We start from the raw sequence: 14,534 nt of genomic DNA, 5'->3' as shown, positions 1-14,534 counted from the left end.
CAATCATCAATAGGAAGCGCGATGGGCATAAAAGCAACCGGCGGAATATTGAACCAGATCCCGGCCGGCGTCTGGGTGCTGGGCTTTGTCAGCATGCTGATGGATATTTCCTCCGAAATGGTCCATAGCTTGCTGCCGATGTTCATGGTGGGAACGCTGGGGACCAGCGTCCTCACTGTGGGCGTCATTGAAGGCATGGCGGAATCCACCGCGCTGATCGTCAAGGTGTTTTCAGGCACGTTGAGCGACTATCTCGGCAGGCGTAAAGGGCTGGCGGTGCTTGGTTACGCTCTGGGGGCGCTGACCAAGCCGCTGTTTTCCATCGCCAGCACGAGCGGCATGGTGCTATCCGCCAGGCTGCTCGATCGGGTTGGCAAAGGCATCAGGGGAGCGCCGCGCGACGCGCTGGTCGCTGATATCGCTCCGCCACACTTACGGGGCGCCGCCTTTGGCCTGCGCCAGTCCCTCGACACAGTCGGCGCGTTCCTCGGCCCACTGCTTGCGGTCGGACTGATGCTGCTATGGGCCAACGATTTCAGGAAAGTGTTTTGGGTGGCGGTCGTTCCTGGCATGCTGGCAGTGGCTTTGCTTTTCTTGGGGGTACGCGAGCCAGAGCGGCACCATACGGCCAAACGTACCAACCCCATTCGCAGGGAAAACCTGAAACGCCTCGGCAGTGCATACTGGTGGGTGGTCGCAATCGGCGCGGTGTTCACGATGGCCCGCTTCAGCGAAGCGTTTCTGGTCCTACGTGCCCAGCAAGGCGGCGTGCCTGTCGCGCTGGTGCCGCTGGTCATGGTGGCGATGAACGTGGTCTATTCCGTCTCCGCATATCCGTTTGGAAAACTCTCAGGCCGCATGAGTCATACCTTCCTGCTGGCGATCGGGCTGATCGTGCTGATCGCCGCCGATCTGGTGCTGGCCCTGACCGATCATTGGGCGGTCGTGCTTCCGGGCGTCGCGCTTTGGGGTATTCACATGGGTATTACGCAGGGACTGCTGGCGACGATGGTTGCGGACACGGCACCTGCAGATCTGCGTGGCACGGCCTATGGCTTTTTCAACTTGGTGAGCGGTATCGCAATGCTGATCGCCAGTATCGTGGCAGGACTGCTATGGGATAGCGTTGGGGCTGCCTGGACGTTCCGTGCCGGCGCCGGCTTTTGTGTCGTAGCGCTGATCGGGCTGTCGGTGTATCCACATCGGTCAAAGTCGAAGCAAGTCAAGTAACGAGCATCCACCATTGCGAGCCGGCGTGAATTTTTGACGTCGGCTAACTTGCCTCGCCTCGACCGTCATCGTCATTTTTTTGACCTACCGAGGGTCAGACATAACCTTCGATGGGTCAAATTTGAACTGTATTCGTATCATCTGTTCTGGCATGATCATGTGGCTGCGTTTGCCAGACGGTGGAAGATGGGTCAAACCGAGTGGGTCATTTCTGCGAGCAAACGAACAATGCAGAGGGAAGAGTTCCCGATCGATGAGGAGGTTTTGGCCTGCTTGGCGCCGTATCGGGCGGAGCACATCAACTGGTACGGTGACTATACATTGGACCTGGAAAGAAAGGTGCCACCAATGATTTATAAGACTAGAATTCTTCAGTAAATCAAATGGTTACGACGAGATTTGAGTTTTTTTACACGAATCCCGGCCGACCCACTATAACCCTTTCAATCTAAAGCTTTCCTTCAGCAAGCAGGGTCGCAGCCTTTTCTATTGTCTCGCGTGGCGCGGGTGAAAGCCCTGCTTCAATAAGCAGCTCGCGGCGCCTTTCTTGGCTGAGTAACCCGACATATGGAGGGGACTGCCTCAGGCGATTCGATTTTTGCTCGAGGTCGGTCATGGCGTTAGTTACTGCTTGATCTGAGCCCGATTTCATGAGCGCTCGCCATTCGTCATGGGCAGTACACCATACGTCGTTCGAATTCCACCGGTCTAGGTTGGCAAGACTGTGCGCCCGGATAGTTCGAAGGCCAAATTTGGCTAGAATTTCAGTGGCCACAAGCAGCTTGAATTTATCTAGCTTATCGTGCTCATTGGGCAATGGTCCTCTCCTTCCGTAGTCTGTGAAAGAATACCTCAAAAATCATTTCGCAAGTCCCCTCAGCGCGCCTCGAAATTTCCAACGTTGGAAATTTCCGCCCAACATTGCTCTATGCTCTTGTCATCCTGCCGATGGGGTCGCGGTCCAGAGCTTTCAGCACCGCAGCCATCACTCCCTCAACCTCCGCCGGTTTCAGGTTAAGCCTATCCGGCAAATAATCCAGAAGCGAACGTGGGCAAAGTTTACATGTTCCCAACGTAAGCCAAAAATCGCAACCCGTTTTTCCGTTTATCTCCCCCTGCTTCTCTAAGGCATTGGTGAGCCACGATAGAGTTGCATGCGCTAAGCGTTGTGCGGCTATTGCATCCCCGGAGCTTGCTGCACGTTCAGCTGCCTTGTTAAAAACGGGTTTCATCCAGTTCGACAGTGCAATGCCCGAAGGTGGCGTAGCCAGATCTGTACGTCTTGGACATGGTGGCGGGTCAAAGATATCCGTCAGGTGTACATCGGGATTAGCCTGCATTACCCGCTCGAATTCCCGTATGTTCGCCGGTACGATTTTATTTAACAGTATAGTAATCTGGGGCAGGAGGAAAACTCTTCGACGCTGCGCATTGCGTGTCGGGATATCAATGCTCCACGTATCAATGCCAAGTCGGGTGGACGGTACCCGCTTCAGATCTTGTAGCCTTATTGCGCCAATTTCCGTGGGGCTCAAAGCCGCGTAGTACGCAAGCGCCAGAAGCAGGCGATGAGCCAAGTTTTCCATTTGTGTCCCTACAGCGTCGGTCAAGTAGCCCCATTCGTCTAAGGTGATCAATGTGTTTCGCTTTGCCGGCGGCGGAACCCCGGCAGTACGCTCCTGAACCTTTTGGATAGCCCGCTTGCTGCTTGTCCATGGATTGCTCAAGATGAAACCGTTACTGTGCCAGTGTTGGAACAAGTTCGACAGCACGCGGAAGGTTAGGTCTTGTGTGCTGCTTGACGGGGCCTTGCGAAATGGGCTCCAGCGCTGCGGGGCACCATTCGTATGCAATGGCAGCCAGACATCACGAGGCGTGGGATTGGCCAAGAAATCGGTGAACGAATTCACATCGTCGACCGACATCTCTGACAGAGCAATCCCGCGCTGCGCCACACACCATATCAGCGCCTTCTCAACTTGTTGGGCATACGCTGTGCGTGTAGCGGGCCTATCGCAGGCATCGAGCCAGAGAAAAATCGCCTCCAGATCATTTTGTGCGACTAACCAGCAATGTCGCTTGTCCCGCTCGGCTTTCCATATTGAACCATCCAAAGCCGGCGGTAGCTGCATCCGATTCATCGGTACAAAATAGGCCAGATTTACGTGGCTAATATCGCTTGGCAAAAAGACTTCGGCTGCGGAGCTTGGCAGCGTGGGTATTGAAGGCTTGTGTTCCGCGCACGTGCCACCTGCTACGCTGGCGCTTTTGCATTCGCACCACAGACCTCTCTCATTCCTTTCAGGCGCCATCATGAACATATCGGCCGGGCAAACAACTAGAATTCGCGGGTGCATCTGCGCATCGGTGTAGGTCAGATTGCTCACCGCTGGAAATGTGGCTAGTATCGAGGGCGTTAGCAGCGGCGCAAACTGCGTATGGAGCGCGCGCGCATTGTCACGGTCCTTGCCATGAATGTCTGCATCGCACAAGGTTCTCGCCTGTCTGCGCCATGCATCAAAGGCGGCAACTGCGGCGTAAGAGCTTGCGAGACAATAGGCAGCCCAGCCCGCATCATCGATTATCGCGCCTGAGGGCCACTGCAGGACCGAAGGGCGTAGTACCAGCCTGTGCGGATCGTGTTGCACAGCCTCAAAATGGAACCGCCAGAGTAAAAAAGCCTGAAATCTAGGGCAGTCATCGGCAGATAAGTACATCGTCTCATTGCCCTGCGAAACTCCAATCTCATCCGGCAGATGCGGTATTGTTACACGTGCGCAGCCACGCAAATGGCGAGCAATATGCCGGCGCACGGATTTATACACCGCGACACGCCCGTAGTCCTGATCCTGCGCCAGTACATCGCGCCGTAGCATGGAGAACTCAGGCAGTTTTTTCAACGCGCCGGAATAAACTAGCGGGGCTTGGCGATGCCTGCACAGCACCTGAACCTCCTGCGGCGCGGGGAAAGCTTTCAGCAGCACGTCGAGCGATGTAATACGGCGCAGTTCCTCGCTACAATGCCAGCGTAATGGAAAGTGCCAGTCGTCCCAGCCCGCCCATTTGAGCGTCGAACGGGAAAGCTGCATTAGCCAATTGGCGATGGGATTCAAGTGAGTGTAGACGGCATGCCTGAAAGCCGGATCACACCACCTAGCTGGGTTAAAGGTCCCAGCGAGTGGCGCCATGCAACTCGGACAATGGAAGGCTGCCGCAAATCCGGCTTCGGTCACCGCGTATCTCACGCCGTGCGCGCCGCACTGTGAACACGCCGTTTTCAAGGGCTCGCAGTGGATCGGGCACGAAAGCATGCCCTGGATCTGGTACAAGGCACTTTGGTACCCGTGTGCAAGGCAGCTTGGGCAGTACCGGAACAGGCTATCAGCCGCGATATAGCGCGTCCACCTCCCTGCCCTGCTAACCAACGCACCTTGCACAGCCTTATCTCGCAAGTACGGAATACCACGGTTGTCCCCGGCCGCCCAGCCGACGTCGAGCATAGATCGGCCGTGGCGGCCAACATTGTCCGAATTGAGCAGTTTTCGTCCGAATATCGTGCTACACAACTGACTGCCATCGAGACCGTTTGCCCATGCGAACTTAGACAACAAAGTGAACCCGCCCTCGAACGGAAGCTCCCAGTCGGTAAGCCAGGCGACTCCCTCAACCGGAGCCATGGCAGATGGCGGGCACATGGTCATGAATGATAGGTAACGCCAAGAGAGTCCCTGAATCCTGACAGCGCCACCGCATTGGTCCAGCTGGAGATTGAGCCGGTTAAGTCAGGACGGTCAAATTCGATCTGTTCAAGGAAGAACTGCCGAATACTGTCGGCTACCCACAGCATTCCGACTTGATTGAGTCCGCCACTCGCTTGGGCGGCTTGGCGGAACTGATCCCACAGTCGGGCCGCTTCGTACTCCAGACGCCAGCCGCTGGCGTATGCTTGAGGTAACAGGTATTGGCTATAGCACTTACCGCTCGCTTCCGGGTATTCAGACACTTCGGCATTGTCGTAATAGGCCATGGTCGTCGCCAGCTCATGCAGGCTAGTAATGCCTCTAAAATCGTAGAGCTGTATCATGAAGCGGCCGATCAGATCTGTTCTCCCTGTCTGGATGAGGCTGGTACGCAGCGCTGCCAGCTCCGGCGCCCCAAACAAGGCTGCTATGAGTTTGACGCCGTGGTGCAAGGCTAGGTCGTTTGCAATGTCCCGCAGCATGGTGAGCTGTGGCTCATGCCAGTTCTGGGCCTCATCGATAAACATAAAGATACGGTCGCTTCCACGCGCTTTTGCCTGACTCCAGAGAAAATTTAGCAGGCGTGTACGGCGTGCTTCGAATTTGCCAGCCGCCGACATTACGTGGGAGCAGCCCGCCAGCAATTCGCCCATGTAGACCAGTTCAGAGAAGCGTGGATGCCATACCGCACTGATGGAATACATTGGCATTTCGGGAAATGTGTAAGACAACTGCTGCATCAGTACTTCGATGGCAGAAGTTTTTCCAAAGCGTGGATGGGCATGAAAGCAGCAGCCCGGAGCCCTCTGCAGCGCAGTGTTGGCCAGGACATCAAAGGCCATCCGGATGGCGGGCGTGGGCAATCGAATCTGGCTACGCACCACCGGATGGTAGCGAACATCATCAACGTCTACTTCCATCATTGGCACTTCGGGAACAGGTGTTGCTTCTGCAGGCTCATCACTCTTCAACATAAATCCTCCAAGTTATCGGATCACGGTTTTCCATTGAGGGGGCTTGACCAGTGTGGAAAGGGTACTGGTCCCCGGTGATGATGCAACTATGGGTACGACAGTGAGAATCGGCGGTGTTGCAGAGGTCTGGGCAGCATCACTAGCAGCCTGGGGCACAACCGGCAGGCCGGAGGCCTCGGCGGCGTGCGCCAGTTTGGTAGCATTGCGCGAGATCTTCATTGGCTTCTTCTCGGCGTCCTTGTGCGCCTGGGAACCGAGGTATTGGAGAAGAGCGACGATAGGGTTGTCTTGATAACCTACCACTAGATCACCGCTGTCCCGTAAAGCATTGATGTGTTTGCGCATTTCCCTGGTGTGTATCGTTTGCCCCCAAGCGCCCTGTGCATGCAGAATCCCTAACATTTCCCCCGATTCGTGATAGGCGGTCACGCTACACATATTCGATTCCCGGATGTGCACCCGTAATTTCTTGCCGAGCAGGCCGAAGCAGTTGGACAATATAGAGCTGGTATAGCGCACCCGGTCAATCTCGATATAGGGCCGCCTACCCTCCTGCAGTTTCCCACGTACGATTTTCGTCTCGATTGTGATGCCCAGTTCGGCTACGGTAGCAACTGGTGGCGGCAAGCGCCGTGGCAGAAACTCCAGCGAACCGGCCTCAACATAATCATGCAGTAAGCTAAGCGGCGACCGGTTGCCCAGGGCCTCATTGGGCGTAGTATTGTAGTTGGCGATGACTACATCGATCACATCGAGTAGGACTTCCCAATCGATACCCAGCCCTACTGCCTTGCGCACGGGATCATCCTTTGCGGGGTCTAGGGGGCCTGAGCCCATCGTCGACGGTAGACGCTGAAAGCCATAGGCTTCAAGAGTGCGCATTACCCGCTCCAGTGCCGCACGGTGCTCCCAATGACCTACTGGGCCATAGTTGACTGCACAGCCGAGACGGCGCCTCGCCCGCTCCGCAATCGCACGCGAATAATGCACGGCAGCATTGTCGACCATCATTGCTGCCCATGCGCGGCCTATGAGCTTTGGGAAACGCCCTGACGGCAAGCCGGCACCCGGAGCGTAGACCATCTTCGGGACCTTTAAGGTGCGCGGCTGCCATGCCGACATTGCCGAGATAATGCATTGCTCGATTGTGCCGGCCGAGCATTCTGTGCGAATGCCGACGCTATAACCGAGGATGGCGCGCGAGTGGTCGTCCACAGCTGGCACAATCCACAGCCGTTCAATGGCTACGCGCTGTGGTCCCTTGGGGCCGGCAATACGCACCGACCCAATGCAGTCGATTTTATGTGGATCGATACCGACCACGTCATAGGGTGCAGAGGCCATCTGGCTGGATTGCCGACCGCTACCGACATTGAGATGCGATCGCGCGACGGCGCCAAAGCGCGCGCGGCAAGCCTCCTCGGATTCGCTTTGAAGAACGGCTGATGCATATCGCTCAACTGACCGGCGCGCGCGTGTTTTGCTATTTAACGGATACTGCCGTCCGGTGATGCCAGCCTGCTCGCAATTGGCAATAAACGCCGCGTGAATGTTTTTCAACGTGATGCGCGCTTCATGCACTACTCCTCTGGCAGTTCGCTTGAGAATGAGATTATCAATTTTCTGCTTGATCTCCGGGTGAGCAAGCAGAAACGCCAAGAACGCACCTGCCCGCGCGCCACCGGTTTCATGACGCCCAACTGGCAGATCCGCTTTGCGCTCGTAACTGCCTATCCTTTGGCCGGTTATCAACGCTGCCCAGCCATAAGGTTTGCCATCCCTGGCCAAAGTGACACAGCGGTTCATTTGTCGAATGATGCAGTTCCTTGGTAGGCCAAGCTCCATCGAAACGGCCGCGAGTTTTCCGGTCCGAAGGTAAGCCTCAATGGCAGCTCGATACTTCAGGAAGCGCATCCTGTCAGTCTCACCGAGCGCGTCATCATCGACTGCGCGCCATTGCGAGGTGTCAGCCAGCTCTGGCGGCAGCGTTTTCGCTGTCCATTCCCTGTTCATAGATGCCTCACCGCAACTGGATGACGGTATGCAGCGACAGCGGCATTTCGTCGAGGTTGGAGACGTAGACACCGCGCTGGAGCTCGCCAAATGCTGCAGCGGCGTACAACCCGAACGAAGCCTCACCGAACATGGACTCGATTTGCCCCAGCCTCAGCGAACTTTCGGATCGTAGAGCCTGTCGAAGTTCGTCCTGATAAGCAGCCAGGGAACGGTCCCGGGCTGCGGCCATCCAGGCAATTGCTCTGCGCCAGTTGGCGAGCCGGATGGCATTGCGGCGAATGGATTCCTCTGTCCACAATCTATAAGCTACGCCCGCAAACTTCGCTGCGGCGATGCGTTCGTTCAACTGGTGCATTGCAGGAGATTGCTCATCACTTTCGCCGCGGCCGAAACGTACCCGGCGCCATTCCACGCTGCCGTCACTGTAAGTAATGATCGCGTCCACGGGGATATCAATCATCTTCCCGTCTAGAGAGAGGTTCTGCTTGGCGGGCTCATAGCTGCAGGAAACTATGGTGGGGTCCGACTCAACCAGTACGAAGTGGTCCCATTCGAGATCACTTCGAAGCACCCAGTCAGTCTGGCTGCGTGGGCTGTAGACGTACCAGAGACTGTTGGGGCCAACACCACGCTGCCCGTATGCCGCAGCGAGTTTGCCGCGAAATTGCGTACCGAGCCGTGGCCCACGTGAGTTCCTCAATGTCGTCGCCATAACCTTGCCATAATGAATTGGCGCGGCATAAGTCGACGCGCAGTCTAAGCCTCAGCATAGACAAGGATAATGTTATTGCAAGGGTGAGCCGGTGGTATTTTTGCTTGTTTTCCCGTGAAGTTAACTAATGATGTCGCAAGCCTGAAAAGGCGCAAAATCATGTCGCAGTCGAACGACATTAACACGGTGCGAATTTGAACACACTAGAGAGAACGGTGGATGCGAGAGGGACCCTTAAGTTATGTCGGCGTACTGCTTGGCGGGTGTTGAGGTCGAGTTTGAGGATCAGGCGACTATTGAGCGCCATCAGGCCACAAACGCCGAGGGCGACGGCTTGGGCCGCGATATAGATTGCGGCCGTGGACACCGCCAACGCGTCCCGGGCGCTTTCGGACAAAAAGGTTCTCATCGGATAGCCGTATCGCAAAGTCAGGTAGATGCCGCCAGGAATCCGGTGATCGACCGCTCGCGATCCTGATGGAACTCCCACGCGCGAGTGAATAAATGCTGGTTCATATGGCTGAACATGCGCTCGATAGCCGCCTGCAGACCTCGCAGCGCATCAAGGTGTTCGTTGGGATTGAGCACATAGGCCCGCTGCACTTCGGCCAGCGCCGACTCGAACCCGTTGATGCGCTGATGGCGCCAAAGCAACGTGCGCAAAGGCGCCGAGTCGGCGACCTCCTGGCATCCCAAAAGATACTCGAACACCTCGTTCGCCAGCCAGCCGCCCCAGTTGCGGCTGAAACCGGCGCCCGTCAGGATGTAGTGCGCCATGGGGTCGCCGCCTTATGGAGTCTTGCGCGACTGGGATGTCACCGAGCCGGCGAGCTGCTTGGTCGTGCCGCTGGCGTTGGGATTCTTGAGCGCGCTCGAGTTGAGCCTTGTCGCCGCCGCACGCTCATTCTGGGCGCGCACATCGTCGCGAGTGGCAGGCGTCACGCACACGGTATCGCCGGGGAACGCCTCGCGCCAGACGTATCCCTGGATGCAGGTATTCGGACCATATGGGCCTCCGCCGGACTGTCGTCTGGCCCCGGCCACCGCATTTTCAGCCGCGACCCGGTCCCTGATGCCAGGATACACGCATACATGGTCGCCAGGTTTGGCTTCCCGCCAAACAAAGCCTTGCCTGCAGGTGTCGGGGCCGTAGGCGCCTACGGTGGTGAGCGATTCCGAGACCCAGGGTGTGCATTGTGAAGGCGCCAGGGTCCGGGAATTGCACCCCTGGACCGAGATCGTATAGACACGATTCGGCAGCACATTATTGATGGTGAAAATACCCGAGCGGTTTTCCACCTGCCGCTCGCCACCGCCCTTCTCCCGATAGCGAACGTTATAAAAATCCCACCCCGTGATGCCATTGAATTCGAAGATTACTTTATCGCCCTGCTGGTAAGTCCCATTGAAACACGGCCGGTCGTCGGGACAGTTTGCCCAGGTTGCTCCGCTCAACACGGCAAGCATGAGGATAGGAACGAGCGCTGGCTTGGGTTTGCAAGCGCCGCTCAGTGCGCGGAGACGATACTGGTCCATGATCCGGCCTCCCAATTGTAAGAGTTAAAGTACGACGACATGCGTAACTTCGACCTGGCGTCCCGTCTTTGATTCATCGGCAATCCGGCCCAATTGACGGGTGTTTGAGGCCGCGCAAGCATAGGTCAATATTTGATAGCTTCGCACCGTGACAAAGTGCGTATGTTTGGCAGTTTTGGCCGACTATATTGTTCAGACCACCACGTCATTTCGCTGATCGTCTGCGCCGCCTCAGTTGGAACCAACCCTTATTCCAGCTGGTCCAATTCGAAATGACCCCAGGCCGTTGCCTTCGCCGCCATCAGGCAACGCGAACGCGCGCGGACACGGCTAGTCTTGTTGTTGCATCTAAAAGGAGCGTTAACATGACACAGGCAGAAGTCTCAAAACTCATCCAGGGAATCTTCGACAATATCTTCAATTCCGTCACGCAGGCCGAGCCTGGTGGCAAGCCTGTTCTTCAAGCATCGAGCACCGTGCTTTCGATGATGAAACCCGGTCTGGCGATCAATTCCGCCGACTTCCGCAATCCCTGGACCCCCGGCAACAGCGGCGGCAGCCAGGATGCCGCGATCAACACCACCGAGCTGGTGGATGTCGCGCCGAAGATGTCCACCATCTACACCGACAGCACCCGCAAGATCAGCGGCATGTACAAGCAGATGCTCGATGGCGTGCACATTCCGGCCCAGCCGCCCAACCCCGCCATTGAAAAGCAACTGCAGGATGCCGAGAACTATCTGTTCCGCATGGTCTCCGTGACCGATCCGGATACCGGCGACGTCACCCAGAAGAAAATCGAATCGCAGGTCTATCGCGACTACCTGGACAACCAGGCGGCCTACAACAACGCCCGCATCGCCTACATCGGCGCCTTCCTGGAAGCGCAGAAAACCGCCACCGGCAAAAACACCTGGCCGATGGTCGCGTCCACGCTGCAGATTCCGGTGAAGACGTCCTACGATCGCTGGCGTGCCGAGGATGCCAGCAAGGTCGAGCAGAACCTGGCGATCAAGACGACCTCGGTGCAGAACGCGCTGCAGCTGGCATGGAAGCATGCGCAGGATTTGTTCGAAGGCTATGGCGTGGTGCTCAACGATACCGGCACCGGCCTGTCGCCCAAGGTCTACCGCGTTTCGCTGCTGCCGTCTGACTGGTACAGCAGTTCCAGCAAATCCAGCGGCTGGACCACCTTCGATTCGGCCTCCAGCAGCGTGGCGAACAGTTCCTCGTCGGACTACACGTCCTATGGCGGCTCCGCCGGCTTCAGCCTGGGCTTGTTCAGCATAGGCGGCTCGGCCGGCCATGCGGATTCGCACCAGCATGCCAGCTCCGAAACCAACGGCCTGCGCATCAGCTTCGAGTACACGCTGGTGACGATACGGCGTCCGTGGTTCGAAGCGAGCCTGCTGTCCACCAAGGGCTGGGATCTCGGCAACCTGTACAAGAAAGGTGTGCTGTCCAACGGCACCAAGGCCCACCAGGACGGCGAGCTGATGCCGTTGATTCCCACCTCCTTTGTGGTGGTGCGCAAGTTGAAGATTTCGGCCAACTGGGCCAAGGCGGATTGGGACTTGATGACGTCCAAGACCAGCGGTGGCGGCGGCTTCGGCATCGGGCCGTTCTCCATCTCCGGCAGCTACGCGCATTCGAGTACCAACCAGACGTTCACGTCGGCCATGGCGGCGGGAACCATCACGGTGCCGGGCGTGCAGATCATCGGCTTTATCAGCCAAGTGGTGCCCTACTCGCCACCTGCCTGACCGCGCGCACAAACTGAAACCAGCAGCGGCGGCTTCCCTGCGGGGCCGCCAACCAAACACGATGCGTTGAGCAAGGAGGCCCCATGTCCAATACCGGCGACTTCATCGGAGCGGTGTATGACGAACTGTCCAAACTGCTCAACATCACCGACGCTAATCCCTCCATCGCCATGCAGATGGCGTGGCCGGGGTTCTCCCTGTCTCCGCAAGACTTCAAGCCGGCCAATGCGCCTAACGGGCCTTACGATCCGCAAGTGGCCAAGGAGACTTTCTCGCATCTCGCCAACATCGCGCCGACGCTCACCAAGGCCTACTTCCAGAACTCCGGCCTGGAGGTGGACGATCTGTACGAGATTCTTGTCACCGGCGCCATCCCGAGCGGAGCCGGTCCGGCCGACGTCGGCACCAATCCGATGTTCAAGCTGTTCGGCGATTCGCAATACGAATTCCTGCAGGCGCGGATGGGGAGTTCGAGCGATCCCAACGCGTTCTACTACCCTTGCGTCGCCACGCCCTCCAACTGGTATGACGAAGCCGCAGCGCAGTTCTGGCCGACCTTCAATATGCAATCGGGCGCGGTCAAGCCTGCCGCGCCCGATTCGCGTTTCGTCAGGGCCGGCGGCCCATCGCTGGTGAACCGGGGCGTATGGAAGCTGCGCCCCAACGACACCGTCAAAGCGGATTCAGTCAAGTCGGGAGTGAAGCTGATGGTGGCGAAGGTGCAGCAGATCTCGCTGGTCAAGCCGGCGGCGCCATTAAGCGTGATCCACAAGCCGCTGAACCTGCAAGCCGCCGCTGCGATCAAGGCAACGCCGGCCGTGGCGCACCTCGCGGGCGGCCTGCATGCCAGCGCTGCGTTGATCAATACGCCGGTGTTTGCCGCCAACCTGGTCAACGTGAAGGCGCAGACCTTGTTCGACCATAAAGTCGTGCCGGAGAGTTCTTACAACCGATACAAGCTCGTCAACCAGGTCCAGGCGCTGGACCTCACCAGGAAGGATCTCAACCTCGGCAAGATCGACCTGGCCAACCGCTATCATCTGACGAACCTGATCAACGAGGAGTTGCCCACGAAGCCAGCCGGTACCAGCGACAACTTCAGCATTTCGTTCAAGTACTGCCGCGTCAACATCGACCGCAGCTGGTTCAAGCTTGCCCTGCTGAAGATGAAGAACTGGTATATGTACGGCACCAAGCTGGGCGAATATTCGAACGGCTCCGCCACCGATAACCCCGGCATGTTCCCCTTGCTGCCGACATCGTTCATCGTGATCCGCGATCTCAAGATCACCGCCAACTGGTCGAACGAAGACCGGCAGAACCTGGGCCAGGCAACCGCGCTGGGCTACTTCGATATCCGCGATTCGACGCTGAACCAGAACACCCTGGAGGTGAAAGGCCTGCAGGTGCTCTGCTGGCTTTCCACCGTGATGCCGCAGCTGCCGCCGATGTCGCCTCCATGACATTGCCAGGACGCGTTTCCGGATTAGTTCATTTCTCGCTTTTCTTGACGGCTTGGATTTGATCCAAGACTTCCGCTAGTACACCAATGCCATACAACGGATCTGGCGTTCCGTCCGTCTTGACCGAAACGCCGCATTCTGAGTGCATTGTTATTCCACCTTTGTAGGGAAAGTGAACCGATTGGATGAAGTTTGGATCAGCAACTTTTAAATTCTTGCTAAAAACTTTTCCTTGTGGGTATATTTTTCCTTTTGGATATGTAACTTTAACTGTTACTGCTCTGCACGCTGAATAGTAGTACGCGCTAGTTTTTTCGTCGAAAGGATGTGTATCTGATTTTCTAGCATCCAGTGGGATTGGCGCGAATTCAATTTCGACGCAAGCGCTCTGGTTATCATCTTTTTTGAACTTAAATGTAACCGGCTTGCTCCAGGCCTGGTTGCTGGCGTCACCAGAACCAATTTCCTTCAGTACAGCACTCAAATCGAGCGTAACCGGCTCAGAAAGCTCCTTGGTACAGGATTGCGAAGCACCGCCGTCTGGTTGGAGCGCTGCAAACGCGGCTATTTTAGCCACGATGCCGCCTACTGCTTTAACCATTTCACGGGCATTTTCCTTGGTCTCAGTGCCGATAGTCCCAACACGCTCTGTATTGTCCGGTTTGGTGATGTTTATGTTTGTAGTGCTAAGCCAGTTGTTAGTTGCTTCAATACCTATTTTAAATTCCGGATACTCCTGCGGCGCGGACGATATTGTGTAAGTTACGGCGGGATCTTTTTTTGGGTCTTTACTTTCTACTGGCGTGATGACAATAACAGACGCATTGAGATAGTAAGAATCGGAAACTTTTTTTAGCGTCTCGGCTGGCGTCTGGGCGGTGATTTTTCGGTAGGTAACACTTGGTGTGCTAGCGCAGCCAGCCAGGAATGCAAAGAGCAAAATGGAAAAGATTCGCATAACGTTTCCCTAAATTTTGAATGTTATTATTTTATGGATATGCTTATAAATTAATAAACATAATAAATGGTTTTGCATCATCATTTTCTATCAGCAACATCCGTGGAATGCTCTCGAATTGTCACCATGTTGTTAATATGAC

General features: G+C 56.4%; 10 protein-coding genes. 3 read left to right on the top strand and 7 right to left on the bottom strand.

Annotated features, from left to right (window positions below; genetic code table 11):
• Positions 1-21 precede the first annotated feature (21 nt).
• Positions 22-1,230 (top strand): MFS transporter, encoded by a 1,209-nt coding sequence (locus tag GEV01_RS02795; RefSeq protein WP_152801482.1) that lies wholly within the window; start codon positions 22-24, stop codon positions 1,228-1,230.
• Between the two features lie 926 nt (positions 1,231-2,156).
• Here the strand turns inward: GEV01_RS02795 and GEV01_RS02790 are convergent.
• The 6 genes from GEV01_RS02790 to GEV01_RS02765 form a co-directional block, all read right to left on the bottom strand.
• Positions 2,157-4,343, bottom strand: a complete 2,187-nt coding sequence (locus GEV01_RS02790; RefSeq protein ID WP_152801480.1) for a hypothetical protein — start codon at positions 4,341-4,343, stop codon at positions 2,157-2,159.
• Positions 4,344-4,927: 584 nt separating this feature from the next.
• Complete coding sequence (locus GEV01_RS02785; protein WP_152801478.1) at positions 4,928-5,944, bottom strand: ATP-binding protein; 1,017 nt, start codon at positions 5,942-5,944, stop codon at positions 4,928-4,930.
• Between the two features lie 12 nt (positions 5,945-5,956).
• Positions 5,957-7,957, bottom strand: coding sequence for a hypothetical protein (locus GEV01_RS02780; protein ID WP_152801475.1), 2,001 nt, complete (start codon positions 7,955-7,957; stop codon positions 5,957-5,959).
• 7 nt (positions 7,958-7,964) lie between these two features.
• On the bottom strand, positions 7,965-8,672 hold the full coding sequence (locus tag GEV01_RS02775; RefSeq protein WP_152801473.1) for a hypothetical protein: 708 nt from the start codon (positions 8,670-8,672) through the stop codon (positions 7,965-7,967).
• Between the two features lie 429 nt (positions 8,673-9,101).
• Positions 9,102-9,449 (bottom strand): hypothetical protein, encoded by a 348-nt coding sequence (locus GEV01_RS02770; RefSeq protein WP_152801471.1) that lies wholly within the window; start codon positions 9,447-9,449, stop codon positions 9,102-9,104.
• 12 nt (positions 9,450-9,461) lie between these two features.
• Positions 9,462-10,208 carry a fibronectin type III domain-containing protein gene (locus GEV01_RS02765; protein WP_152801469.1) on the bottom strand — a complete coding sequence of 249 codons (747 nt, stop codon included), beginning with the start codon at positions 10,206-10,208 and terminating at the stop codon, positions 9,462-9,464.
• 365 nt (positions 10,209-10,573) lie between these two features.
• Between GEV01_RS02765 and GEV01_RS02760 the strand changes: the two genes are divergently transcribed.
• A complete protein-coding gene (locus tag GEV01_RS02760) occupies positions 10,574-11,971 on the top strand; it encodes a hypothetical protein (RefSeq protein WP_152801467.1) in 1,398 nt (465 codons plus the stop codon).
• A gap of 83 nt (positions 11,972-12,054) precedes the next feature.
• On the top strand, positions 12,055-13,434 hold the full coding sequence (locus GEV01_RS02755; protein WP_152801465.1) for a hypothetical protein: 1,380 nt from the start codon (positions 12,055-12,057) through the stop codon (positions 13,432-13,434).
• A gap of 28 nt (positions 13,435-13,462) precedes the next feature.
• On the opposite strand, the gene GEV01_RS02750 is transcribed toward GEV01_RS02755, so the two are convergent.
• The gene (locus GEV01_RS02750; protein WP_152801464.1) at positions 13,463-14,392 is read right to left on the bottom strand and encodes a hypothetical protein; all 930 of its coding nucleotides are present in this window, start codon (positions 14,390-14,392) and stop codon (positions 13,463-13,465) included.
• Positions 14,393-14,534 lie beyond the last annotated feature (142 nt).

It is taken from the genome of Rugamonas rivuli (assembly GCF_009380165.1).
GTDB lineage: Bacteria > Pseudomonadota > Gammaproteobacteria > Burkholderiales > Burkholderiaceae_D > Rugamonas > Rugamonas rivuli.
Note: the sequence above shows the minus strand (reverse complement) of the source record. Positions and strands in the feature narration are given on the sequence as shown.